Source organism: Bradyrhizobium sp. USDA 223 (genome assembly GCF_044909005.1).
In the GTDB taxonomy this organism is placed as follows: Bacteria; Pseudomonadota; Alphaproteobacteria; order Rhizobiales; family Xanthobacteraceae; genus Bradyrhizobium; species Bradyrhizobium yuanmingense.
On sequence record NZ_JBIYDR010000001.1, the window covers coordinates 3,957,285 to 3,980,717 of the forward strand.

The window sequence follows — 23,433 nt, forward strand, 5'->3', positions numbered from 1 at the left end:
AGACACCCTCTCCCCACCCCTCTCCCGCAAGCGGGAGAGGGAGCGCACCTCCTTCGTTGCCGCATCGAGCCTTATCTCCATGCTCTAAAAGCACGACGCCATCGTGCGCACGGCCGCGCTGATCTCGTTTTCGCGCCACGCCGCAAAGCCGAGCAGCAGGCCGTGATCGCGCGGGCGGCCGAGCGCAAGGCTGGACAGAGCTCGCGTTTCGACGCCCGCAGCGACCAGTCGCTTGACTGCAGCCTGATCGGCCCGACCGCGCTTGAGGCGGGCGACGAGTTGGATACCGCCGGGGGGCACCTCGACCGAGAGCATGCCACCGAGATGCCGCTGCAGCTCCTCGACGAGGTGATCGCGGCGCGCGTGATAGAGCCGGCGCATCCGGCGCAGATGCGCGAGGAAGTGCCCATCGGCGATGAATTCGGCCAGTGCCTCCTGGATGTGGCTGGCGGCGATCAGTCCCATGTGCTGCTGCGCGATCTCCAAGGTGCTGACCAGCGCCGCCGGCGCGACCAGATAGCCGAGCCGGATGTCCGACCTCATCGCCTTCGAGAATGTGCCGACATAGAACACACGGCCATGGGCATCTAACCCCTGCAAGGCCGGCACCGGCCGGCTGTCGTAGTGGAATTCGCCGTCGTAATCGTCCTCGACGATCCAGGTCCTGCCGGGCTGGCTTGCCGCGAGAAACTCGGTTCGGCGGGCTAGCGACATCAATCGGCCGGTTGGGTGCTGATGCGACGGCGTCATGAAGATCAGCCTGGGAGCTCCAAGGCCTGGCATTCGCTGCATGCCCTGTTCGTCCAGCCTGATGCCGGTCAGGCGCGCGCCGGATGCGTGAAAGGCAGCCGCCGCGCCGGGATAGCCTGGGTCTTCAACCCATACATGATCGCCCGGCGAAATGAGTGTGGCAGCAATCAAGGTCAGCGCGGCCTGCGCGCTCGGCAGGATCATGATCTGCTCCGCCGTGGCGCGGACGTCCCGGTTCGTCGCCAGATAATGCGTCAGCGCCTCCCGCAGGCGCAGCCGGTTGACCGGTCCCTGCTCGCGCCTGCCTGCATGCACGGCACTGCGGCGCAGGCAGCGTGCCCAGACCTCGTTCGGAAACTCCCTGAAATCGCCCAGCCCCGGGCGCAGCGGTTTGAGCTCCCCCCGATAAGACATCGGCCAGTCGGCTTGCTGGAGCTTCGTAGCCCAAGGCGAGAGCTGCAGTTTGCCGACGCATTCGCCCGCTGCGACGGCGCCCCGTTCGATGCGTTCGTGGCCGTCGATCATGACCACGGGACGGCGGCCATGAGACGCTGCGACATATCCCTCGGCCGCGAGCTGCTCGAACGCGTATGTGACGGTGTTGCGCGAGACGCCGAGATCGCTCGCAAGCTGTCGGCTCGACGGCAGCACGCGGCCTTTGCCGAGGCGGCCGGTCGCGATCAGGCCTCGCAGCTGGCTCGTCAGTTGCGCCACCAGCCCCTGGCCATCGGTCCGTTTCAGCTCGATCAACGCGGAGATCGTCGTGTCGGATACTGGCACTCTCTTCTTCTCCAATCTGGCACTTTTTCAAATGCCAGTCGGGATGCTATCCGGCGGCTCGGACTGCTTCAAGGACCTGCGACATGAACACCCTGTCACCCCGTGCGGCCATCGGCCTGTTCCTCATCGTGGTGCTGGCCTGGGGCGTGAATTGGTCGGTGACCAAGCAGCTCGTGCAGTTCGTCCCGCCGTTGTGGAGCGCGGCAATCCGGAGTTGGATCGCGCTGGCTGGATTGTTCGTGCTGCTCGGACTGAGCAACAATCTCGTGATCCCGGAGCGACGCGACTTTCCCGTGATTCTGAGCGTGGCGCTGCTGCATATGACGCTGTTCTCGATCCTGGTTGCCAGCGGCCTTCGCTTCCTGCCCGCAAGCAAGGGGATCGTGCTCGGCTACACCACGCCGCTCTGGGTCGCACTCGCCGCGCCCCTTTTCGGCAAGGACACGCTGACGGCGCCGAAGCTCGCCGGCGCTCTGCTCGGGCTGATCGGCCTTGCCGTCATCCTGAATCCATCCTCGATCGACTGGACCAACCCAAACGTGCTGCTCGGCGCCGGCATGGTCATCCTGGCCGCGATCTCTTGGGCTGCGAACATCATCTATATCCGCGCGCATCGCTGGATCGGATCTCCGCTTCAGCTTTTGCTTTGGCAGGTGCTCGTGGCAACGATCGTGCTGTCGGTCGGCGCGACAGCTGTGGATGGCCTCCCGCATGTGGAGTGGTCGTGGAGGCTCGTACTGTTGTTTCTCTATTCGGGCCTGGTCGGAACGGTCCTGGCTTATTGGGCGATGTCGATGGTCAACAAGAGCATCTCAGCCCTGACGACGTCGCTCGGCACCACCGGGACACCGCTGGTCGGCATCGCCAGCGCTGCGATCCTTCTGGGTGAACCCATCGACGCGAGCCTTGCCGTCGCGGCCGCGCTGATCGTCTCCGGCATCGGCCTTGCGACGCTAGGCGATCGGTTATTGCGCAGTCAGGCCACCGCGAGAGGCTGAACCCGCAGAAACCCGCGCAGGCCCGCCGCGGTGCCGAGCAGGATGCCGGCGACCGCGACAAACGAGCCCAGCGCGAGCGTAGACACGCCCGTGAGCCCCTGCCCGATCGAGCAGCCGAACGCCATCACGCCGCCGATCCCCATCAGCGCGGCACCGGTCCCTGAGCGGAGCATGTGGCGCGGCGAGGAATAGCCTTCGAGCTTGAAGCGGCCTGTTGCGAGTGCCGTAACCAGACTGCCGGCGAAGACGCCGGCCACCGTCGCGATGCCGAAGTTGAGCGTCAGCCCGGTCGAGAGCATGGCGTATTGCAGGCTATCGGCGATCGGCGCGACGAACGTAAGGGAGGTCACGGGGACCGGATTGAAGTCGTCGGCACCGAGATAGCCGGTGGCCAGCCAGCCGCCGGCGACGAGGAGGCCCACGATGATGCCCGCTACGACCTGGCCGGGCGAGCGACGGAACGCAGGATGCGCGAAAGCGAACAGGCTCAACGCGACGGTTGTCGCGGCCGCGGCGAGCGCGCGCGAAAGCGATTCCGTAAAGCCGAGCGTCGCCAGCAACGACGGCAGCGAGTTGGCAGGAGCCGTGACTTGCGTTGCCTGCACCAGCGCAATGCGCGCCGGTGCGATGAGGCCCTTCAGCGTCATCTGCGCGGCAATCGCGAGCACGATCACGACGACGAAGGAGCGGAGATTGCCGCGGCCGAGTAGCACCAGCGCCCGCGAGCCGCAGCCGTTCGAAAGCACCATGCCGTAGCCGAACAGCAGGCCGCCGAGGAACAGCACCGCCGGCGAAAACGATTGCTGCAAATAGATCGACTTGCCGAGATCGACCGTGCCGCTGCTGGCGAGGAACTGGCTCGCAGCGATCGCAACAGCGATTGCGAGCGCGTAGGTCCGCACCAGCCGCCCGTCGCCCTCCGCCAGAAACCCGCGCATGCTGCTCATCAGGCAGAAACCGCTGAGCAGGCCAACTGCGCCGTAGACGAGACCGATGGCAAGGCCGGCGAGGATAACGAGTTGCGTGGATTCCATGGTTACGGCTTCAGGATCACCCGGTCACGTGACGAGCCGGCGACCGCAACATACGCTTCCTTCGCGCGCTCCAGCGGATAGATCGCATTCGCCTTGATCGGAAACGGCTTCAGATGGCCGCTGGCAAAACCCGGCCCGAGATCGCGCAGCACCGCGCCCGTCGCAGCCGACGATAGACCCAGCGTGTCGATGCCGACATAAGTGTGCTGACCCCGATAGAATTCGAGGATGTTGAACTGCACGATGCGGTCGATCGCGGCGATCAGGATCTGGCGGCCGCGAAGCGCGAGCGATTTGTGCGCGGCCTGGAAATAGGGATCGCCGACCGTATTGAAGACGATGTCGGCGCCCTTGCCGCCGGTCAATTCGCGCACGCGCGCGGCAACGTCGATGACGGAGGCGTCGATCACCTCGATGGGCGCGTTGGTGTGGCCTTCATAGGTTTCCGCCCTGCGCACCACGCCGACCACGCGCGCGCCCTGCCAGGTGGCGATTTGCACCGCGGCTTGGCCGACTTTGCCGTTGACGCCGAACACCAGAACGGTCTCGCCGCTCTTCGGCAAGCCGGCGCGGCGAAAGCCTTCCATCGCGGTGACGAAGGGCACGCCGATGCCGGCGGCCTCCTCCCAGGACACAGACTTCGGCTTCTCCACGACCGCATCGGCTTCGACCACGAGATGGCTCGCATGGGTGCCGTCACGACGGATGCCGAGGTCGCCGGACGAGCCGAACACTTCGCGCCCCATTGTGCCCGCGGGGCCGTCGATCACCACGCCGGCATAGTCGCGGCCGGGGGTGCGGGGGAACACCGCATAGGGCATCAGCCCGGTCGCAGCCTTGACGTCGGAGGGATTGACCGCGGCAGCCTTCACCTCGATCAAGAGCTCGTTCGGTGCGCGCGCAAGCATCTGGCGCTCAACGATCGGTGCAAGCGCAACGGCATTTTCAGCTTTGGCGTTGAGGCGCACACAGCGCGCTTCGACGGTTTTGGCATCGGCTGACATGAAAAAGACCCGCGATTTCCCGCGGGCCTTGTCGCCCCTGGGGCCGGTCGAGTCAATCCGTCCAGTCAGTCCTTGGGCCGCTTGTCGTAGAGCCGCTTGGCCTTGCCGAGCGAGCGCTCCAGCGTGGCCGGCGCAACCACCTGCACCCTGGAGCTGACGCCGATCGTATTCTTGATGTGAGTCGAAATCCGATCCGCATGGTCGACGAGGCCGCGGCCGTCCCAGCTCTCGGGCCGCGCCTCGGCGATGATGGTGAGCTCGTCCATGCGGCCTTCCCGGGTGAGCTCGAGGATGAAATGGCCGCCGCACCAGTCGGTCGCGAGCAGCACCTCCTCGATCTGGGTCGGGAACAGATTGACGCCGCGCAGGATGATCATGTCGTCCGAGCGCCCGGTCACCTTCTCCATCCGCCGCATGCCCGGCCGCGCCGTGCCCGGCAGCAGCCGCGTCAGGTCGCGGGTGCGATAGCGGATCACCGGAAAGGCTTCCTTGGTGAGCGAGGTGAAGACCAGCTCGCCCTTCTCGCCGTCGGGCAGCACCGCGCCGGTCTCGGGGTCGATCACTTCCGGGTAGAAATGATCCTCCCAGATGTGCAGGCCATCCTTGGTCTCGATGCATTCCTGCGCGACGCCCGGGCCGATCACCTCGGACAGGCCATAGATGTCGGTCGCATCCATGTCGAAGGCGTCCTCGATCTCGGCGCGCATCGCGTTGGTCCAGGGTTCCGCGCCGAAGATGCCGATCTTGAGCGAACACTGGCGCGGATCAAGCTTCTGGCGCTTGAACTCGTCGAGGATCGCCAACATGTAGCTCGGCGTCACCGTGATGATGTCGGGCCGGAAATCGTTGATGAGCTGCACCTGCCGCTCGGTCATGCCCCCGGAGATCGGCACTACGGTGCAGCCAAGCTTCTCGGCGCCGTAGTGCACGCCGAGACCGCCGGTGAAGAGTCCATAGCCATACGCATTGTGGATGATCATGCCGGTGCGGCCGCCGGCGGCGCGGATCGAGCGCGCCATCACCTCGGACCAGGTGTCGATATCGCGCTGCGTATAGCCGACCACGATCGGCTTTCCGGTCGTTCCGGATGAAGCATGCACCCGCACGAGCTTCTCGCGCGGCACGGCGAACATGTTGAAGGGATAATTGTCGCGCAGGTCCGTCTTGACCGTGAACGGGAATTTGGCGAGATCAGAGAGCTCGCGAAAGTCGGACGGATGCACGCCCGCTTTGTCGAAAGCCTTGCGGTAATGCGCGACGTTGTCGTAGGCGTGCTTCAGCGACCACGCCAACCGCTGCTTCTGCAGCGCCATGATCTCGCCGCGCGAGGCGCGCTCATGCGCATCCATCTCGGCGCTATAGGCGTTGCCACCTTCCTTGAGCCTCGTCAGAGCCATCCTCGTTTCCCCACATTGTCTGTTCTTTTGTGTTTGTTCTTATTGATCTTGCGCCGGCAGCCAATTGCCGGGAATGACCCGCGAATGTCCGCGGAATTCCGCGATGACGACCTCGCCCGCCGTGACACGCACATCGTAGATGCCGGAGCGGCCGCCGCGCGTGATCTCCCGCGCCTTGGCAATGAGACGATCGCCAAGCTTGCCCGGCTTGATGAACGTGATCTGGCCCTGTGCCGCGACGACGCGCTCATTGTGCGAGTTGCAGGCGAACGCAAAAGCGGAATCGGCCAGCGTGAAGATAAAGCCGCCATGGGCGATGCGCTGGCCATTGACCATATCAGGCCGCACCGTCATGGCGAGCGTCGCAAAGCCCGGGCCGATCTCGACGATCTCCATACCGAGACCTTTGGAGGCATCGTCCTCGGCCCACATCGCATCGGCGCAGGCACGGGCAATATCCTCAGGCGACAGGGCGGCTTTGACGTTCACGCGCTTCTCCCGGCCAGACGGTTGCTCATGATGTTCTGCTGCTTGGCCAAAACTGTCAAATAATGCGACGCGTTTGCATTGCGGAGCCGCGGAACGCCCGATCAGACATGATCATAGTCGACCACGACCCGCTCCGTGGACGGCTTGGCCTGGCAGGTGAGAACAAAGCCGGCCTCGAGCTCCCACGGTTCCAGCGAATAGTTGATGTCCATCGGCGCCTCGCCCTCGACCAGTTTTGCGCGGCAGGTCGAGCACATGCCGCCCTTGCAGGCAAAGGGCAGATCGACACCGGCGCGCAGGGCGGCATCGAGGATGGCCTCGTCCTCGGCGACCGGCACGTCGCGGCGCTTGCCGTCGATGATCAGCGAGGCGACCGCCTTCGGCGGCGCGTCGGGCGCAACCGCCCGCTTCGGCCGCGGCTTGCCGCCGAACTCGGAGACGAAGCGCTCGACATGGATGCGCTCGTCCGCGATGCCGAGATCGCGGCAGGTCGCCTCGATCTCCTCGCTCATGCCAAGAGGACCGCAGATGAAGACGTGATCGACGCTTGACGCCGGCACCAGCGCGCGGAGCAGCACCCTCACCTTGTCGCCGTCGAGCCGGCCATGCAGGATCGGGATGTCCTGCTCCTCGCCGGAGAGCACGTAAAAGATCGAAAGGCGATCGATGAAGCGGTCCTTCAGCTCCTCGAGCGCTTCGAGGAACATGATGTTGTCGGTGGTGCGGTTGCCGTAGAACAGAAAGAAGCGGCTGCCCGGCTCGCGCGCGAGCACGCCCTTGACGATCGACAGGATCGGCGTGATGCCGGAGCCGGCGGCGAAGCCGACATGAACACGCGCACGTTCTGCCGGGGGGACGACGCCGAAACGGCCCGTCGGCGTCATCACGTCGAGCTCGTCGCCGCATTTGAGATCTTCGGCGGCCCAGCTCGAAAACGCCCCGCCATCGACCTTCTTCACCGCGATACGGATCTCGCCGTCGTCGGGGCCGGAGCAGATCGAATAGGAGCGGCGGACCTCTTCGCCGTCGAGCGTGGCGCGCAACGTCAGATACTGGCCGGGTGTGAAGGCGTAATCGCCGGCGAGTTCGCCAGGAATGGCGAAGGTCATAGACACAGCGTCGGACGCCTCGCGGCGGAGATCGCTGACGGCGAGGCGGTGGAAGCGCGGTGCGGCTGCGGACATGGTCAATGGCACTTGAAGTAATCGAAGGGCTCGCGGCAGGCCTTGCAGCGCCAGAGCGCCTTGCAGGAGGTCGAGCCGAATTCGGACAACAGCTCGGTCTTGTCCGAGCCGCATTGCGGGCACGCCACCGTCTGCGCGCCGAACAGCGCGCGGCGCGAGCTCGCGGCTTGCGGCGGCGCGATGCCGTAGGCGCGCAGCTTCTTGCGTCCGTCCTCGGTCATCCAGTCTGTGGTCCAGGCCGGCGACAGCACGGTCCGCACCTTCGGACTATGGAAACCGGCGCGCTCCAGCGCGACCTCGATTTCGAGCGCGATCATGTTCATGGCCGGGCAACCCGAATAGGTCGGTGTGATCGCGACCTCGACATGATCGCCGTCGAGAACGACATCGCGCAGCACGCCGAGATCGGCGATGCTCAGCACCGGAATTTCCGGATCGACCACGCTTGCGGCGGCGTCCCAGGCGCGCTGGCGCAGCGCGGCGTCATCGGTCACCGTCACCATGTCAGCCCCGGAAAAGTCCGCTGCAGCGATTGCAGCTCCGACAGGAGGTGGCCGAGATGCTCGCTGTGGCGACCGGCACGGCCGCCCTGCTGCATCCACTCGTTCTGCGGCAGCGCGAGCGTTGCTTCACGCGTGACCTCCGAGAGCGTCGCCAGCCAGCGCCCGCGCAAGCTTGCGGGATCGACGGCAATGCCGGCATGGATCAGCGCGCGTTCGCCGTCGTCGACGGCAAACATCTCGCCGGTAAAGGCCCAGAGATGATCGATCGCTGCTTGCGTGCGCGTGTGGCTCTCCTCAGTGCCGTCGCCGAGCCGGATGATCCATTCCGAGGCATGGCGCAGATGGTAGGCGCTCTCCTTCTCCGATTTCGCAGCAATCGCAGCCAGCGTCCCATCGCGCGAATTCATCATCGCACGCCAATAGAGATCGGCGAAGGCGGAATAGAAGAATTGCCGCACCAAGGTCTGGGCAAAATCGCCGTTGGGCTGCTCGACTAGGAGAAGATTGCGGTACTGCCGCACGTCGCGCAGGTAAGCGAGCTTGTCCTCGTCGTTGTCCCTGCCTTCGACCTTGGCGGCAAAGGTGTAGAGCTCCCGCGCCTGGCCGATCAGGTCGAGCGCGATGTTGGAGAGCGCCATGTCCTCTTCCAGCATCGGCGCGTGCCCGCACCATTCCGACAGCCTGTGACCGAGGATCAGCGCATCGTCGGCGCGGCGCAGCGCGTAGAGCACCAGCGGGGTTTCGGAGACCTGGATGTTGGCGACCACCATCACATGTGCCCCACTTCATCCGGCACCTCGTAGAACGTCGGGTGCCGGTAGATCTTGGATTCCGCCGGCTCGAACATCATGCCCTTCTCGGCGGGATCGCTCGCGGTGATCGCGCTCGAGGGCACGACCCAGATCGACAGGCCCTCGCCGCGCCGGGTGTAGATGTCGCGGGCGGCCTGCAGCGCCATGGTCGCATCGCTCGCATGCAGCGAGCCGACATGCTTGTGTGCGAGCCCGTTGCGGCTGCGAATGAAGACTTCCCACAGCGGCGTGTTCGGCGTGGCCATATCGGTCTCCTATTCGGCAGCCTGGGCGGTCTGACGCTGGGCGCGCTTGGCGGCATAGCTAGCTGCCGCCTCGCGCACCCAGGCGCCCTCCTCGTGCGCGTTGCGGCGCGCGGCCATGCGGTCGCGATTACAGGGGCCGTTGCCGGCGAGCACCTGCTTGAATTCGGTCCAGTCGATCTCGCTGTAGCGCCAGTGGCCGTCGGCGTCCTGCGTCATGCCGGGATCGGGAATGGCGAGGCCGAGATATTGCGCCTGCGGCACGGTGGCATCTACGAACTTCTGGCGCAGCTCGTCATTGGAGAAGCGCTTGATCTTCCACTTCGTCGAGGTGTCGCTGTGCTGGCTCGTCGCATCCGGCGGGCCGAACATCATCAGCACCGGCCACCACCAGCGGTTCAGCGCGTCCTGCGCCATCGCCTTCTGCTCCTCCGAGCCGCGGCACAGCGTCACCATGATCTCGTAACCCTGGCGCTGGTGGAAGGACTCCTCCTTGCAGACGCGGATCATCGCGCGCGCATAGGGCCCGTAGGAGCAGCGGCACAGCGGGATCTGGTTCATGATCGCAGCGCCGTCGACCAGCCAGCCGATCGTGCCGATGTCGGCCCAGGTCAGCGTCGGATAGTTGAAGATCGAAGAGTACTTTGCTTTCCCCGCGAGCATGGCGTCGACCAGCTCCTCGCGCGAGGAGCCGAGCGTCTCGGCGGCGGCGTAGAGATAGAGCCCGTGACCGCATTCATCCTGCACCTTGGCGAGCAGCGCGGCCTTGCGGCGCAAAGTCGGCGCGCGCGTGATCCAGTTGCCTTCGGGCAGCATGCCGACGATTTCGGAATGCGCGTGCTGGGAGATCTGGCGGGTGAGGGTCTTGCGATAGGCCGCCGGCATCCAGTCGTTCGGCTCGATGCGCTCCTCGGCATCGATGCGGGCCTGGAATTGCGCAGCTTTGCCTGCGTCCTCGAGATCGCGATCAGCGGTCTCGGCCGTGTTCAGCGCCTGGGTGTACATGCGCATCCTCCCGTTTATTGGGAGAGAATATATAACAAGATTTACATCATGCAAGATATTTCTGTAACATAATGGTCAACCGCCGAACCTTCGTTCCAGCAGCTTTCGCGCGGGCGGCAACGGCCCTTTTTCATTGGTTCCATGGCTGTCGAGCCATTGTTCGGACGAAGCAAGCAGCGCGCGATAGATCTCGCCGCAGAGTTCGCGGGCGGCCCTGCCCGGCCAATCCGGCGGCAGCAGGGTCTCGGGCAGCAGCGGGTCGCGCAGCACGACGCGGCGGTAATGGTGGATCAAGAGGATCCGCGCGGTGAAGGCGTCGGCCTCGGACAGATCCGTGCCGCGCGCGATCGCAGCGCGCAGCGGCTCGAACGTCTTCATGAATTTCAAATAGGCATCGGCGGTCCGATCGAGCGGCCAGCTCGCGCTGAGCAGACGGCGGCCGCTGTCGTCCTCCGCCGAGACTTCGAGCCGGATCGCGCCCGCAGCCTCATCCGGCACCGGAACGCCCGATGGCGCGACCCATACGCCCGGCAGCGGGCTGCCGAAGCCGGCATTGCGGAGCGCTTCGCGCGAAGCGTCGCGATCCTCGCCATTGCCGATCAGCAGCAGTTCGAAGCGTCCGGTCCAGTCGGACGGCGGCGGATCGTAGATGTGGCGCGTCGCGGCCTCGAAGGTCTGGCGGCCCTTGTCGGCCAGGCGATAGAAACTGTTGCGGCCGACCTTCTCGCGCGTCAGCCAGCCGTCGGCGGCAAGCCGCGACATTGCGGTGCGCACCACGCCGCTGTCGATGTCGAGGCTTTCGAAGAATTCCAGAAGCGTGCCGAGCCACACCGAGCCACCACGCGGCACGATGGCATCGCCGAACACGGTGATGACGATGGAGCCGGTGCGCGAGGGCTCGCGCTTGAGCTGGTCGATGATGCGGGAAAGCGGATGCGCCATGCGGCAGGCTTAGCGCGTTTGGTGCAGGCGCGACAATGGAGGGGGCTACGCTTTCGCGGAGAGCTCTTGATCGTCCCTCTCCCCGTTCTTGCGGGGAGAGGGTCGGGGTGAGGGGCTGCATCCGCAAAATCAGTGACAGACAGACTCGCGGAGAGTCCCCCTCACCCGCCACGCTTCGGACGATGCTCCGCATCGCTCGGCGCGTGTCGGCCTCTCCCCGCAGGCGGGGAGAGGCAAGACATCACCGATGCGGATCGGGATAGGCCAGGCTGCGCCAGCCGCTGCGATCGAACGGGCGCCATTGGCCTTCCTTCTGCGCGAGGCGATCGGCCACGGCATAGACCGCGGCGGGATGGTGCCCCATGCCGCAATGGCTGCTTTCGACCTCGATGCTCTCGGTCTGTGCGCCCGGCTTTTCCATGCAGCCCTGCCAGGCGCAGACGCCGTCGCTGCGGCTGAAGATGGCGGTGGTCGGCACCGGCGGCGGCACGGCGAGCTCGCCGCCAAAACGCGGATCGACCTCGTCGGCCTTGCGCCCGCTCGCCCATTCATAGACGCGCCAGGCATTGGTCGAGCGCGGATCGCCGGCGAAGGGGCTGCCGAGCGTGATCACCTGGCGCACGCGCTCCGGCATCATCTTGGCGAGCTGGCGCGCGTAGAGGCCGCCAAGGCTCCAGCCGACCAGGCTGATCTTGCGGCCGTGCGTGTCACTGAGTTCATGGACCAGATCAACCATGGCGTCCTGAACGCCCTCGCGCAGGCCATAATTGCGCCCCTGGCGCCAGCCGCTCACCGCATAGCCCTTGCTCGTCAGAAACGCGCGCAGCGCACGTGTGGAGACATCGGAAGCCACAAGGCCCGGCAGCACCAGCACCGGATGCCCATCGCCGCGCGGCGCAAGGCTGAGCAGCGGCAGCGCGCCGAGGAATGCGCCGAACTCGTGGATCGCGCGCCCCTCCAGAAACATCAAGGTGCGGGACGGCGGGCGCAGCGTCTGGGCAGTTGCGGTCATCAATGTTTCCCCTGGGAAGAATTCCTGGAAAGGCCGCCGGCAGCGAGACCGGCAAGTCGGCATGAATTCCAATGCACCGGCTTCTTGATCGTTCCGCAGCGCAACATGAATCAGCTAGGCGGCCGGTTCCCGACATTCAAGCGGGAGAGACGCGGGGCGACAATAGGTCCGCGCGTTAATGCTAACGGCCGTGACGCAAAAGTCACAACCATCGAAGCAGGGATTCTACGGTGTAGAGCGCGAGCCCGGCGAGCCCACCGATCAATGAGCCGTTGAAGCGGATGTATTGCAGGTCGCGGCCGATGTTGATTTCGATCAGCGAAATCAGCTGCGTCATATTCCACGCCTTGACCTGATCGGAGATGAAGGTCGAGACGCCGCTCTTCTGGTCCGCGACGAAGCTGCGCAGCACGGTCACGAGACCCTTGTTGATCTCGCCGCGCAGCTCGGCATCGCCGGCGAGCGCCTCGCCGGCCGAAACGAACATCCCGGCGAGATGATGTTGCAGCACCTGCGTCTCGCCGCTCGCGCTGCGCTCGATGAAGGAGCGCGTGTTGGCCCAGACGGTGCGGGCGAGATCGGCAAGCTCCGGCCGCGCCAGGAGATCGCGTTTCAGGCCGTCGATGCGGTCGATATACGCTTGATCGGTGCCGAGCCTGTCGACGAAGTTCAGCACCATGCGGTCGAACTCGCCGCGGAACGGATGCTTGGGATCGCTGCGCACTTCGTTGAAGAAGGCGGTGGCGGACGCCACGATCTTGTTCACCAGAAACTTGTCAGCGCGATAGAGCTTGAGCAGGGTCGGCAATTCCGCGCGCACCTTCTCGCGGATCATCGCCATCGTCTCTGTCTGATTCAAGGTCTCGTGCATCACGCGCAGCAGATCGTCGAACAGGATCTGGTGCCGTCCCTCCGCGACGAAGCCGCGCAGCGTGCCGGCCGCGAGCGGTGCGAGGTCGATCGCCTGGAGCTGCGAGGACATGCGGCGGACGATGAAGCTCATCAGGCCGGAGGTCTCCGTTGCGGAGAGGGCCTCCGGCAACAGACGCAGCGTAAAGCGCGCGAGGTCGTCGCTGCGCTTGCGGTCACGCAGCCAGTCGGCGACGAAGGAGCCGAAATCGATCTCCTTCAGCTTGGCTTCGACGGGACCCGCCTCGAGGAAATGCACCTGGATGAATTCGCCGAGCTTGTCGGCGATGCGGGCCTGGTTGCTCTGGATGATCGCGGTGTGCGGGATCGGCAGGCCGAGCGGCCGCTTGAACAGCGCCACCACGGCATACCAGTCGGCGAGCCCGCCGATGGTCGCGGCCTCGGCGAAGGCGGCAATGAAGCCGAACACGGGATGCACGGGCAGAAGCCATTTCGCGACGACGAACAGTGCGAGCGTCGCGGCCAGCACCAAAGTCGCCAGAGCCTTGACGCGGCGCAGCTCGGCCGCGCGTGCGGCATCGCCGGGGGCGTCGAAGGAGAAGGTGACAGACGAGTCCATGACGGCATCACAGTACTCGTCATTGCGAGCGAAGCGAAGCAATCCAGAATCTTTCAGAGGAAAGACTTTGTTCGTCGCATCAGCGCAAAATTGCTACGCAATTTTGTCGCGAGCTCCTCGCAATGACGGCGGCGCAAAACAAAGGCCCGCCGAAGCGGGCCTCAAATTCAGTTTGTGCTCAGGCGCCAGATCAGGCGGTCTTGCTGTAGACCTTGGCGAAATTGTCCTGAGCGGACTTCGCACCGTTGGCGGCGAGCTTGCCGAGATAGTCGGCGGTCGCCTTGGCGCGCGAGACGAACACTTCGCCGCGGGAGCGGAGCAGGCTCGACTGGATCTCGACGGCTTCGCTGACCGACTTGGCGGACGCGAGCTTGTCGATGCCCGAGAAGAACGCCTCGGCGTCCTCGTAGATCGCCTGCTGGATGTTGCGGCTGATCTTGCCGGCCTCGGTGATGGACTCGGTCACCGCGTTCTCGACGGCGGCGGTCACTCGCTCGGAGCCAGCGAACACCTCGGCAGCACGGTCCTTGGCGGTGTTGGCAGTCTTCTTGACGAATTCGCGGGCGGCCTCGGGAACTTCCAGGTTCTGGATGTTCTTGAAAGCGTCCTTGAAGCCCTCGAAAGCGGTATTGGTTTCAGTGGTCATGGCGTTCTCTCCATCCTCAATGGTTTGAGCTATGGGCTCACCCCGTCCTCGATGGCCCGGGGCACGGCTTATATGCCACGGTTAATTGTGCGATGCAATATTCGTATTGCACTGCGATATCACGAAATCGTGATCAGCCTCATCTGAAGGCAGATGGCAGCCTTCCTAGCCAGCCCGCCTACTGTGCATGGGGTTGTTTTTCGAGTTTTTGATTGCAGGGTGGCGCTCCCTTAGTGTTGGACGGCGCCTTCTAGTGCTGGACGGCGCCAGGCAGGCCGTAGGCCTCCATCTGAGCCTGGACCTGCGCGATGTTATGGCCGAGCACGACGATGTCGTGGGTCTTGCCGTCGACGTCCCGGACATGGTCCCGCAGCAGGGCCTCAGCCTTGAAGCCGAGGCTCTCGAAGAGGGCGATCGCTGCCTGCTGATCCACCGTCATCTGGACCGAGAGCTTTTCCAGGCCCGCTCCGAGCGCGAGCGCAAAGGTCTCCTGCGACAGCGCCTTGCCCACGCCCTTGCCGCGGACCTCGGGCGAAACCACCATCCGGATCTCACCGACATGAGGCGACCAGGAATGGGGATCGCGCACCAGCGTGCCGCAACCAACGACCCTGCCCTCTCTCACCGCGAGCAGGCTCTGAATAGCTCCGCGCTCGATTTCCTTGACCCAGGCCGACAGCACCTTCGGCTCGCTGATGTTGCGTGGCAGGAACAACAGGTCATGGGTCGGCAGGCCCTTGCCAAAAGCCAGCACCGCGGCCTCGTCGGCGGGCGACATCAGGCGGATCTCGATAGCGCCGGCGTCGGTTGTGACGTGGCGCGGATAGGAACGCTGCTCGCTCATGTCGATCTCTTTCCCAGCCAGGAATCCAGTTTCGGCCACAGCCGCTTCACCGCGTTGGCGCCGGCGACGAGCGAGACGTGACCGCCCTTCAGGATCACCTCTTCCTTATCGGTCGAGCCGACCTTGGCGATCAGGTGCTTGGCCGCCTCATAGGGCACGATGTGATCGTGCTCGGCGACCGCGTGCAGGATCGGCACCGTGATGTTCTCGAGCTTGGCCGCACGGCCGCCGACCGACATGGTGCTGTCGAACAGCTTGTTGTCCCACATCAGGTCCTTGGTGATGGTGCGGAAATATTCGCCGGCGAGCGGCAGCGTGTCGGTCGCCCAGCGGTCGAACATGCGGTACGACTTCACGAATTCGTCGTTCCAGATGTTCTCCCAGAGCTGGATCTGGCTCACCGTACGCGAGGCCGGCCGCAGCATCTCGAACGAGGACAGGATCATCTCCGGCGGCACGTTGCCGACGCTGTCGACGAGGTGGTCGACGTCGAAATAGCGGCGGTCGGAGAAGTTCGAGAACAGCTTCATCTCCCGGAAGTCGATCGGCGTGGTGAAGCAGATCAGGTTCTTCATCGGCCCGTCCTTGTGGATCGAGCCGTAGAGCAGCGACAGCACGCCGCCAAAGCAATAGCCGATGACGGAGACGTCCTGCTCGCCGGAGTCGGCTTGCACGCGGCGGACGCAGTCCGGAATGAAGTCGAGGACATAGTCCTCCATGCGCAGGCTCTTCTCCTCCGGCCTCGGCGCGCTCCAGTCCAGCATGTAGACGTCGTAGCCGCGTTTCAGCAGGAACTCGATGAAGCTCTGGCCGGGCACGAGATCGAGGATGTAGCCGCGATTGGTGGTTGCCATCACGATCAGCACCGGCACGCGGTAGATCTCGTCCGACATCGGCCGGTAGTGATAGAGGCTCATGGTCCCGCGCGAGTGCAGCACGTCCTTTGGCGTCGAGCCGAGCGAGGGGCCTGAGCTCGAGAAGTATTCAACGCCCTTGATGCTGCGCTGAATCGCGCGCTGCACCTCGGACTGGATGCGCTCCGGGATCGAGGCAAGATCAAGTCCCGCCGGCGCGTTCATTTTTGGTCTCCGCCATCGGACGGCGGACGCTTGGTTCGCGGTGGCCGCGGCGCGGCGCCGGGTTGCGGCGCGCCCGAAGTGGCCGACATCTGGCTCAGCATCGACTTGATCTCGCCGAGCTGGCCTTCGATCGACTGGAGCCGTTCCGCGATGCCGGTCATCTGCTCGCGGCTCGGCAGGTTCATCGAGATCAGGTACCTCTCCATGAGATTGCCGAATTGCTTCTGAGCACCTGCAGCAACGCCGCCGGCGCGGTTCATGGCCTGCGAGAATTCGGGCGTCTCCATCGCCTTGGTCGCGAAGGAGTTGAAACCCTTCTCCATTTCGCCAACCATCTTCTGCCACAAGGCGACCGGATCGGTGATCTTGTCGGTCATCGGCGTCCTCCCAATGCGGAGGGCTTTGCACCCTTCTTGTCCGGCCATACCACACCGTTGCGCGGTGCCGGTCAACCGGCAAGCAACCGACGCAACGTCGGAGACGCGGCTTCTTCGTGGAAAGAAACCGTGCGATACAGCATCGGTCAGCAGGAGGAACCCGTGACCGCCCATCAACCGCCCCAGACCGTCCGAGCCAACGGCATCGACATCTGCTACGAGATCTTCGGCAACGACAATGCCGAGCCGCTGCTGCTGATCATGGGCCTCGGGGCGCAGATGATCCATTGGGACGATGCGTTCTGCGAGCAGCTCGCCGCACGCGGCTTCCGCGTGATCCGCTTCGACAATCGCGACATCGGCAAGTCGAGCCATCTCACCGGCGGCAAGCGGCTGACGCCGTTCGAGCTGCTGAAGTTGCGCTTGTTGCGGATCCCGGTGGCCGCAACCTACAAGCTGATCGACATGGCAAAGGACACGGTCGGGCTGATGGATGCGCTCGGCATCAAGTCGGCGCATCTCGTCGGAGCGTCCATGGGCGGCATGATCGCGCAGGAGGTGACGCTGTCGTTTCCGCACCGCGTGCGCTCGCTGACCTCGATCATGTCGACGACGGGCAATCCGCGCGTGCCGCCCCCGACCCGCGAGGCCGCCGCGGTGCTGATGGCGCCGCCGCCGCGCAGCAAGGAGGAGTTCATCGACCGCTACGGCCAGACCTGGAAGGTGCTGCGCGCCGGGCATTTCCCGGAAGAGGAAGCGCTCGACCCTGGCCGCGCCGAGCGCGTGTTTGCACGCGGGCTCAATCCGGCCGGCGTCGGCCGCCAGCTCCGCGCCGTGCTTGCCTCCGGCAGCCGCAAGGAACGGCTGCACGCCGTGAAGGTTCCGACACTCGTGATCCACGGCACCGTCGATCCGTTGGTCCGCCCCGAAGGCGGCAAGGACACGGCCGCGTCGATCCCGAACGCAAAGCTGCTGATGATCGAGAGCATGGGCCACGCGCTGCCGATGCGCTTCTGGCCGGAAATCATCGACGCGATCGACAAGCACGCGCATGGCGCGGCGGCGCAGGCGGCTTAGGCCGGCCGGTCTCCTCTCGGTGACCATGTGAGCTGCCGGTGCCTGTCTTAACGGGAGTTCCTATGAAGGCTATACAGGCCGTCTCAGACGCCAAACAGAGGCTGTGGCCTCTCGGAGCTCACATGCATTTCATCATCCGATCCGCGGCAATGGCCGCTTCCATTCTCATGTTGTCTCTCGCCGGCGGCGCCGCGATGGCCGCCAGCGCGCAGGAAGAAGCCAACCGCCAAACCGTGCTGGCCTTCTATGAGAAGGGCCTCAACCAGAAGGACGCCGACGCCGCCCTCGCCTATGTCGGCAACCGTTACGTCCAGCACAATCCAACCGCTCCCGATGGCCCGGACGGCTTCCGGAAGTTCATCGGCTTCCTGCGCGAGAAGTTTCCGAACTCACGCAGTGAGATCAAGCGCAGCTTCGCGGAGGGCGACTTCGTCATCCTGCACGTCCACTCCGTTCGCGAGCCCGGCACCAGGGGCCGCGCGATCGTGGACATCTTCAAGCTGGAGAACGGCAAGATCGTCGAGCATTGGGACGTCATTCAGGAGATTCCTGAAAACCCGGCGAACGGCAACACGATGTTCTAGCCTCGAGGCGCGCCTAGCCTTTCCGCGCGATCCAGATCACGTGGCGGGCGCCGCCGCCCCTGCCGGTGGCGCGAACGTTGACTTCGTTGACGTCGAAGCCTGCGCGCTTGAGACGCCCTGTGAACGGCGGATTGGGTCCAGACGACCAGACGGCCAGCACGCCTCCCGGCCGCAGCGCCGTCTTCGCAACCTGCAGCCCGCTCGCATCGTAGAGCGCGTCATTGCCCTTCCGAGTCAGCCCTTCGGGCCCGTTGTCCACGTCGAGCAGGATGGCGTCGAAGGCCGAACGCTTCGCCCGGATGATTTCACCGACATCGATCTCGCGAATGCTCACCCTGGCATCATCGAGACTATCGCCGAAGACCTCCGCCATCGGGCCTCGTGCCCAGGCGACCACCGACGGCACCAACTCGGAGACCACGATCTTCGCTTGGGGTCCGAGCACGGCCAGCGCCGCGCGTAGCGTAAAACCCATGCCGAGACCGCCGATGAGAACGACGGGCTTTGCGACTTTCTCGATCTGCTTCGCCGCAAGCGTGGCAAGGGCGGCCTCGGACCCCGACAGGCGGCTGTTCATCAGCTCGTTGGTGCCGAGCTTGATGGAAAACTCCTTGCCCCGCCGCATCAGGCGGAGCTCCTCGTCGGAACCGGGGATTTTGGCAGTGTCGATCTTTTCCCAGGGAATCATGGGCGACGTTTAGCACGATTTGGCTCGTAGCCCGGATGGAGCGAAGCGCAATCCGGGAAACACTCTCGTGAGAAAGATCGCCCCGGATTTCGCTGCGCTCCATTCGGGCTACAGACCACGTCTCGCGCTACCCGCCCGCCCAGACGTCCAGCACATAGCGGTTGTTCGCGCCCATCTCCTCGATCCAGCGCGCGCTTGCCGCAGCATCGCTGCCGCTCTTCTCGCGGTGGATGGCGACCAGCGCAGCCTTCACGTCCGGCTCCATCTTCGCGCCATCGCCGCAAACATAGACGATCGCGCCCCGCTCGATCAGCGGCCAGACCTTGTCCTTCTGCGCCGCGATCACGTGCTGCACATAGGTCTTCGGCCCGTCCGCGCGCGAGAACGCCGTGAACAGCTCGGTGATGCCGCTCGCCGCCAGCGCCTTCAGCTCTTCCGCGTAAAGAAAATCCTGGTCGGGATGGCGGCAGCCGAAGAACAGCATGGCCGGGCCGAGCGCGGCCCCTTTCGCCTTGCGCGCGGCGCGCTCCTGGAGGAAGCCGCGGAACGGCGCAAGTCCCGTGCCCGGACCGATCATGATGAGCGGCACGGATGGATCATCCGGCAGGCAGAAGCCCGCCTTGGTCTCGCGCACGGTTGCGTAGATCGTATCGCCCGCCCGCCGATTGGCGAGATAGTTCGAGCAGATACCCTTGTAGGTGCCGCGGCCGGAGGCGGCCGGACCTTCGACCACGCCGACCGTGACGCTGCAACGCGCCGGGTCGACCGACGGCGAGGACGAGATCGAGTAATAGCGCGGCGCCAGCAGCGAGAGCATCTCGAGATAGACGTGGAACGGTAGTTCGCAAGCCGGATATTCGAGCAGCAGGTCGAACACCGATTTGCGCTTGGCGAGGATCTCGGAGCGATAGCGCTCGAGCGGTTCCGCCTCCTCCCCGACGAAGGCCAGCAGCTTCGGCTTGGTGACGGGGCAGCGGGTGTGCTCGGCCATGATCTGGATCTGCTTGCGCGTCGCGAGCTGCTGCAGCTCGACGAACTCGCTGAGCAGGCGGCCGACCGACACGGCCGCGCCGACCGGCAATTGCGCGCGCCGGCCTTCGGCCACCTGGAGCCTGATCTGATCGGCCGGCAAAAAGCCGAAGCGGCGCGCGACCGAGTCTACCAGCGTAGGATCGTTGCGCGGAACGACGCTGAGGTGATCGCCGACGCGATAGCTGAGGTTGGCCGGCAGCTGCACCTCGATGTGGCGCGTCGAGCGCTCGGAAGGATTCGCGCCGGACTTGTTCTGGAGCTCGTCATTGACCAGCACCTTCATCGCCACTGCACCGCCTTGGGCGACGATGGTGTTGACGGCGGTCACCGCGACAGGCTCGATCGCATAGAGCGGATCGTCCTCGGCGGTGCGGGTGAAATTCCAGTCGATGCCGAACTCCTTGGTCGCGACTTGCGCGGCGGCGGGGAACCATTTCTGGAACTGGCCGTCGAGATCGCTGCGCGCATCGCCCTCGCCGCGCGGATAGACCGCGCGCGCACCATGCTTCGACAATTGCTCGTCGATGAAGCGCGGCACCGATTGATAGGTCGCGGCCCAGTCGCTGTTGCCGCAGCCGAACACGGCGTAGCGCACACCGGCGAAGGCATCCCTCGGCAGATTCTCCCCGAGCCATTTGACGAACTGCGTCGCATTGTCCGGCGGCGCGCCGTTATAGGAGGCGCAGATGATCAGCACCCCGCCCTCCTGCGGCAGCTTGCCGACATAGTCGTCGAGCGGGCCGAGATGCACGGCAAAACCGTTGATCTCGGCAAGATCGGCCATGCGCGTTGCGAGCTCCTCGGCGGTGCCGAGATTGGAGCCGTAGAGCACCAGCATCGGCGTGTTGTGGCCGGGCCGCGTGGTGGGCTGACGCTGCGCCTTTGGTGCCGAGGACGCAGCCGCAACGGGCCCGCCATAGGCGCCGCGCTCGCGATCGGCACGCGGCCGCACCTTGATCTTGAAGCCTTCCGGCTTGATGGTCAGCGTCTCCTTCAGGTGCATCTGGTAGCGCTGGTGGTCGATCAGCTTGAAGCGCTGCAGGATCATGCCGAGCGCGAGCGCTGCCTCGTGCATGGCGAAGCCGCGGCCGATGCAAGCCCGCTGGCCGTTGCCGAACGGCTTCCAGGCATTGATCGGCCGTTTTGCCTCCGCCTCGCGGCTGAAATTCTCGGGATCGAAGGCATCAGGGTTGGGACCCCACACGCTGGGATCACGGTGCAACGCCGTCACCAGAATGGTGACGAACGTTCCTTTCCTGAGCTTGTACTTGCCGCCGCCGATCGTCTCGTCGTTCAGCGGCGAGATGCCGTAGGCCGGCGCCGGCGGCCACAACCGCAACGACTCCTTGAGGATCTGCGTGATGTAGGTGAGCTGCGTCACCTGCTGATAGGTCGGCTTGGCGTTGACGTCGGGGCCGAAGACGCGATCGACCTCGTCATAGGCCTTCTTGAGAATCTCCGGGTGCTTGAGCAGCGCGTAGAGCGTGTAGGACAACAGGCCGCTGGTGGTCTCGTGCCCTGCGATCAGGAAGGTGTTGATCTGATAGCGGATATTGACGTCGTCGAGCTGCTCGCCGGTGGAGCGGTCGACGCCGGTCATCATTGCGGCGAGCATGTCCTTCTTGTCGTCGATGCCTTCCGCGCTCTTGCGCCGCTCGGCGATGATCTCGTCGACCATCTTGTTCATGAAGGCGACGTCTTCGGCCAACGTCTTGCGCCGCTTCTGCATCCAGAGCTGCTCGAACGGCAGGCCGCGCGTCATCATGATGGTTTCGAGCGAGCGCACCAACGACTCGACGAAGGGATGGTAGTCGCGCCGGTAGAACGAGTTGAAGCGGTAGTCAAAGCCGCACAGGCCGATCGTATCCAACGTCAGCGCGGTCATGTCGTGAACGACGTCAATCTCGTCGTCGGCGTTGAGCCGCTCCCATTTCTGGACGAGCTGCTCGGCGATATCGACCATGCTCGGGTGATAGGACTGCATGGCGCGGTTGCCGAACGGTTGCAGCAGAATGTTGTGCGCCTTGCTCCAGTTCGGCTCACGGGTGTCGGCGGTGAAGAGGCCGTCGCCGCCGACCGCACGCACGCGCCGCAGCGCGCCGCGCACCGTCTTGTCAAACCGCTTCTCGTCCGAGAGCTCGTCGACGAGATCGTGGCCGGAGACGACGACGATCGGCGAGCCCATCATGTCGAGCCAGAAGATCGGACCGAGCTCCTTGGCAAGCCGCGTCAGGTGCTGCACGGGAGCGGCCGCGTCCAGCGACAGCATGTTGCCGACTACCGGCTTGGTCGCCGGCTGCGGGATCGGGTCCAGACGGTTCTTGGATGACATCGAAATGTAGTCCCCCTGCCTCAATGTCGTCATTGCGAGCGAAGCGAAGAAATCCGGAAATATATCCGCGGAGGCAGTCTGGATTGCTTCGTCGCTTCGCTCCTCGCAATGACGAGTTCACAATGACGAGCGCTAGCCAAACCGCCTTCTGCGCCATTCGATCAGCTTGGCGCTGACCTCTTCCGGCTTCTCCTGCTGCGTCCAATGGCCGCTGTCCTTCACCAGATACTTCTCGAGGTCATCGACCAGCTTCTCCATGCCGTCGGCCGCCGAGGGCGGCAGCACGGCATCGTTCTCGGCCATGATCATCAACGAGGGCACGTGGATGTGGTGGTCCAGCCCTTTCGCGCGCTCCCAGTTGCGGGTGAAGTTGCGGTACCAGTTGATGCCGCCGGTGAAGCCGGTCTTCGTGAACGTGTCGACGAACACCTTCTTCTCGTCAGCCGACAGGATCGGCGTGCGCGGATCATGTCTGGCGTCGTAATTCGCGATCATCTGCGGGAACGCCAGGTTGATGCGCGGCGAAGCACCAATGCCAGCAATCGGCTGTTCCTGAGGCGCACCCGGAGGGCGCGCGGCCGGCTTGCGCATGAAGGCGTCAAAGGTCTGCTCGACACGGCTGCTGAATATCTTGTCCGGTCCGCGCGCGGGGTCCTGGAACTGGACGATATACATCTGGTCGCCAAAACGCTGGCGGAACAGCGCGATCGGATCGATCGGCATGCGGTCCCAGTGCGGCGTGTTGACGCCAACCACACCGGCGACGCGCGTGGGATGCCGTAGCGGCATCTGCCAGACGACGAAGCCGCCCCAGTCGTGACCGACGAAAATCGCCTTGTCGATCCCGAGATGATCGAGCAGACCGACGAGATCGCCGGTCAAGTGCTCCATGTCATAGGCTTCGACCGGCTCGGGCCGGTCGGTCGCGCCGTAGCCGCGCTGGTCGGGCGCGATCACCCGGATGCCGGCCGCGCTCAGGGCCTTGATCTGGTGGCGCCAGGAGAAGGCGAGTTCGGGCCAGCCGTGGCACAGCACGACCGGCGGCTTGTCGTCGGCCGGGCCCGCCTCGTAGAAGCCCATGCGGATTCCGTTCGTCGTCGCGAACTTGAGCTGCGGCATTTCAATCATAGCAA

At 64.8% G+C, this 23,433-nt stretch carries 23 protein-coding genes; 3 read left to right on the plus strand and 20 right to left on the minus strand.

Annotated elements, in window-relative coordinates; genetic code table 11:
* Positions 1 to 84 precede the first annotated feature (84 nt).
* Positions 85 to 1,530: a PLP-dependent aminotransferase family protein gene (locus tag ABIA40_RS18255; protein WP_404542579.1), complete on the minus strand. Its 1,446-nt coding sequence runs from the start codon at positions 1,528 to 1,530 to the stop codon at positions 85 to 87.
* 83 nt (positions 1,531 to 1,613) lie between these two features.
* Between ABIA40_RS18255 and ABIA40_RS18260 the strand changes: the two genes are divergently transcribed.
* A complete protein-coding gene (locus ABIA40_RS18260) occupies positions 1,614 to 2,528 on the plus strand; it encodes a DMT family transporter (protein ID WP_109144494.1) in 915 nt (304 codons plus the stop codon).
* On the opposite strand, the gene ABIA40_RS18265 is transcribed toward ABIA40_RS18260, so the two are convergent.
* The 16 genes from ABIA40_RS18265 to ABIA40_RS18340 all read right to left on the minus strand — a co-directional run bounded on the left by ABIA40_RS18265 (position 2,507) and on the right by ABIA40_RS18340 (position 16,587).
* Positions 2,507 to 3,562: a YeeE/YedE family protein gene (locus ABIA40_RS18265; RefSeq protein ID WP_404542581.1), complete on the minus strand. Its 1,056-nt coding sequence runs from the start codon at positions 3,560 to 3,562 to the stop codon at positions 2,507 to 2,509. The genes ABIA40_RS18260 and ABIA40_RS18265 overlap by 22 nt on opposite strands.
* 2 nt (positions 3,563 to 3,564) lie before the next feature.
* Positions 3,565 to 4,566 (minus strand): zinc-binding alcohol dehydrogenase family protein, encoded by a 1,002-nt coding sequence (locus ABIA40_RS18270; protein ID WP_404542582.1) that lies wholly within the window; start codon positions 4,564 to 4,566, stop codon positions 3,565 to 3,567.
* 65 nt (positions 4,567 to 4,631) lie between these two features.
* Positions 4,632 to 5,963 (minus strand): phenylacetate--CoA ligase PaaK, encoded by a 1,332-nt coding sequence (gene paaK, locus ABIA40_RS18275; RefSeq protein ID WP_157281158.1) that lies wholly within the window; start codon positions 5,961 to 5,963, stop codon positions 4,632 to 4,634.
* Positions 5,964 to 6,002: 39 nt separating this feature from the next.
* On the minus strand, positions 6,003 to 6,452 hold the full coding sequence (gene paaI / locus ABIA40_RS18280) for a hydroxyphenylacetyl-CoA thioesterase PaaI (protein ID WP_271545359.1): 450 nt from the start codon (positions 6,450 to 6,452) through the stop codon (positions 6,003 to 6,005).
* Between the two features lie 101 nt (positions 6,453 to 6,553).
* Positions 6,554 to 7,636 carry a 1,2-phenylacetyl-CoA epoxidase subunit PaaE gene (gene paaE, locus ABIA40_RS18285; RefSeq protein ID WP_404542585.1) on the minus strand — a complete coding sequence of 361 codons (1,083 nt, stop codon included), beginning with the start codon at positions 7,634 to 7,636 and terminating at the stop codon, positions 6,554 to 6,556.
* Positions 7,637 to 7,638: 2 nt separating this feature from the next.
* Positions 7,639 to 8,139, minus strand: a complete 501-nt coding sequence (gene paaD / locus ABIA40_RS18290) for a 1,2-phenylacetyl-CoA epoxidase subunit PaaD (protein ID WP_275508981.1) — start codon at positions 8,137 to 8,139, stop codon at positions 7,639 to 7,641.
* Positions 8,133 to 8,909, minus strand: coding sequence for a 1,2-phenylacetyl-CoA epoxidase subunit PaaC (gene paaC, locus ABIA40_RS18295; protein ID WP_404542587.1), 777 nt, complete (start codon positions 8,907 to 8,909; stop codon positions 8,133 to 8,135). Before paaC ends, paaD begins: the two co-directional genes overlap by 7 nt.
* Positions 8,909 to 9,196, minus strand: coding sequence for a 1,2-phenylacetyl-CoA epoxidase subunit PaaB (paaB, locus tag ABIA40_RS18300; protein WP_109144501.1), 288 nt, complete (start codon positions 9,194 to 9,196; stop codon positions 8,909 to 8,911). Before paaB ends, paaC begins: the two co-directional genes overlap by 1 nt.
* Positions 9,197 to 9,205: 9 nt before the next feature.
* Positions 9,206 to 10,198, minus strand: a complete 993-nt coding sequence (gene paaA / locus ABIA40_RS18305; protein WP_404542589.1) for a 1,2-phenylacetyl-CoA epoxidase subunit PaaA — start codon at positions 10,196 to 10,198, stop codon at positions 9,206 to 9,208.
* Positions 10,199 to 10,273: 75 nt separating this feature from the next.
* Positions 10,274 to 11,140, minus strand: a complete 867-nt coding sequence (paaX, locus tag ABIA40_RS18310; RefSeq protein ID WP_275496637.1) for a phenylacetic acid degradation operon negative regulatory protein PaaX — start codon at positions 11,138 to 11,140, stop codon at positions 10,274 to 10,276.
* A gap of 241 nt (positions 11,141 to 11,381) precedes the next feature.
* Positions 11,382 to 12,152: an esterase/lipase family protein gene (locus ABIA40_RS18315; RefSeq protein WP_404542593.1), complete on the minus strand. Its 771-nt coding sequence runs from the start codon at positions 12,150 to 12,152 to the stop codon at positions 11,382 to 11,384.
* 202 nt (positions 12,153 to 12,354) lie between these two features.
* Entirely contained in the window at positions 12,355 to 13,641 is a 1,287-nt protein-coding gene (locus tag ABIA40_RS18320; RefSeq protein WP_404542595.1) for a DUF445 domain-containing protein, read from the minus strand.
* A gap of 190 nt (positions 13,642 to 13,831) precedes the next feature.
* Complete coding sequence (locus tag ABIA40_RS18325) at positions 13,832 to 14,287, minus strand: phasin (protein WP_036004804.1); 456 nt, start codon at positions 14,285 to 14,287, stop codon at positions 13,832 to 13,834.
* A gap of 250 nt (positions 14,288 to 14,537) precedes the next feature.
* Positions 14,538 to 15,131: a GNAT family N-acetyltransferase gene (locus ABIA40_RS18330; RefSeq protein WP_157281140.1), complete on the minus strand. Its 594-nt coding sequence runs from the start codon at positions 15,129 to 15,131 to the stop codon at positions 14,538 to 14,540.
* Positions 15,128 to 16,210, minus strand: a complete 1,083-nt coding sequence (locus ABIA40_RS18335) for a PHA/PHB synthase family protein (RefSeq protein ID WP_404542599.1) — start codon at positions 16,208 to 16,210, stop codon at positions 15,128 to 15,130. The genes ABIA40_RS18330 and ABIA40_RS18335 overlap by 4 nt, the downstream gene beginning before the upstream one ends.
* The gene (locus ABIA40_RS18340) at positions 16,207 to 16,587 is read right to left on the minus strand and encodes a hypothetical protein (protein ID WP_404542602.1); all 381 of its coding nucleotides are present in this window, start codon (positions 16,585 to 16,587) and stop codon (positions 16,207 to 16,209) included. Before ABIA40_RS18340 ends, ABIA40_RS18335 begins: the two co-directional genes overlap by 4 nt.
* 162 nt (positions 16,588 to 16,749) lie before the next feature.
* Here ABIA40_RS18340 and ABIA40_RS18345 point away from each other — a divergent pair, with 162 nt between their 5' ends.
* Positions 16,750 to 17,664 carry an alpha/beta fold hydrolase gene (locus ABIA40_RS18345; protein WP_404542604.1) on the plus strand — a complete coding sequence of 305 codons (915 nt, stop codon included), beginning with the start codon at positions 16,750 to 16,752 and terminating at the stop codon, positions 17,662 to 17,664.
* A 122-nt stretch (positions 17,665 to 17,786) separates the two neighbouring features.
* Positions 17,787 to 18,248 (plus strand): ester cyclase, encoded by a 462-nt coding sequence (locus ABIA40_RS18350; RefSeq protein ID WP_404542606.1) that lies wholly within the window; start codon positions 17,787 to 17,789, stop codon positions 18,246 to 18,248.
* A gap of 13 nt (positions 18,249 to 18,261) precedes the next feature.
* On the opposite strand, the gene ABIA40_RS18355 is transcribed toward ABIA40_RS18350, so the two are convergent.
* From ABIA40_RS18355 to ABIA40_RS18365, 3 genes are all read right to left on the minus strand, one after another.
* Entirely contained in the window at positions 18,262 to 18,936 is a 675-nt protein-coding gene (locus tag ABIA40_RS18355; protein WP_404542608.1) for a spermidine synthase, read from the minus strand.
* A gap of 127 nt (positions 18,937 to 19,063) precedes the next feature.
* Entirely contained in the window at positions 19,064 to 22,300 is a 3,237-nt protein-coding gene (locus tag ABIA40_RS18360) for a bifunctional cytochrome P450/NADPH--P450 reductase (protein ID WP_404542611.1), read from the minus strand.
* 132 nt (positions 22,301 to 22,432) lie between these two features.
* Positions 22,433 to 23,428, minus strand: coding sequence for an alpha/beta fold hydrolase (locus ABIA40_RS18365; RefSeq protein WP_404542613.1), 996 nt, complete (start codon positions 23,426 to 23,428; stop codon positions 22,433 to 22,435).
* Positions 23,429 to 23,433: the final 5 nt, after the last annotated feature.

Coding starts and splice junctions, on each gene's coding strand:
- ABIA40_RS18260 (WP_109144494.1), top strand. CDS start 1,614: ATGAACACCCTGTCACCCCGTGCGGCCATCGGCCTGTTCCTCATCGTG.
- ABIA40_RS18265 (WP_404542581.1), bottom strand. CDS start 3,562: ATGGAATCCACGCAACTCGTTATCCTCGCCGGCCTTGCCATCGGTCTC.
- ABIA40_RS18270 (WP_404542582.1), bottom strand. CDS start 4,566: ATGTCAGCCGATGCCAAAACCGTCGAAGCGCGCTGTGTGCGCCTCAAC.
- paaK (WP_157281158.1), bottom strand. CDS start 5,963: ATGGCTCTGACGAGGCTCAAGGAAGGTGGCAACGCCTATAGCGCCGAG.
- paaE (WP_404542585.1), bottom strand. CDS start 7,636: ATGTCCGCAGCCGCACCGCGCTTCCACCGCCTCGCCGTCAGCGATCTC.
- paaD (WP_275508981.1), bottom strand. CDS start 8,139: ATGGTGACGGTGACCGATGACGCCGCGCTGCGCCAGCGCGCCTGGGAC.
- paaC (WP_404542587.1), bottom strand. CDS start 8,909: ATGGTGGTCGCCAACATCCAGGTCTCCGAAACCCCGCTGGTGCTCTAC.
- paaB (WP_109144501.1), bottom strand. CDS start 9,196: ATGGCCACGCCGAACACGCCGCTGTGGGAAGTCTTCATTCGCAGCCGC.
- paaA (WP_404542589.1), bottom strand. CDS start 10,198: ATGTACACCCAGGCGCTGAACACGGCCGAGACCGCTGATCGCGATCTC.
- paaX (WP_275496637.1), bottom strand. CDS start 11,140: ATGGCGCATCCGCTTTCCCGCATCATCGACCAGCTCAAGCGCGAGCCC.
- ABIA40_RS18315 (WP_404542593.1), bottom strand. CDS start 12,152: ATGACCGCAACTGCCCAGACGCTGCGCCCGCCGTCCCGCACCTTGATG.
- ABIA40_RS18320 (WP_404542595.1), bottom strand. CDS start 13,641: ATGGACTCGTCTGTCACCTTCTCCTTCGACGCCCCCGGCGATGCCGCA.
- ABIA40_RS18325 (WP_036004804.1), bottom strand. CDS start 14,287: ATGACCACTGAAACCAATACCGCTTTCGAGGGCTTCAAGGACGCTTTC.
- ABIA40_RS18330 (WP_157281140.1), bottom strand. CDS start 15,131: ATGAGCGAGCAGCGTTCCTATCCGCGCCACGTCACAACCGACGCCGGC.
- ABIA40_RS18335 (WP_404542599.1), bottom strand. CDS start 16,210: ATGAACGCGCCGGCGGGACTTGATCTTGCCTCGATCCCGGAGCGCATC.
- ABIA40_RS18340 (WP_404542602.1), bottom strand. CDS start 16,587: ATGACCGACAAGATCACCGATCCGGTCGCCTTGTGGCAGAAGATGGTT.
- ABIA40_RS18350 (WP_404542606.1), top strand. CDS start 17,787: ATGCATTTCATCATCCGATCCGCGGCAATGGCCGCTTCCATTCTCATG.
- ABIA40_RS18355 (WP_404542608.1), bottom strand. CDS start 18,936: ATGATTCCCTGGGAAAAGATCGACACTGCCAAAATCCCCGGTTCCGAC.
- ABIA40_RS18360 (WP_404542611.1), bottom strand. CDS start 22,300: ATGTCATCCAAGAACCGTCTGGACCCGATCCCGCAGCCGGCGACCAAG.
- ABIA40_RS18365 (WP_404542613.1), bottom strand. CDS start 23,428: ATGATTGAAATGCCGCAGCTCAAGTTCGCGACGACGAACGGAATCCGC.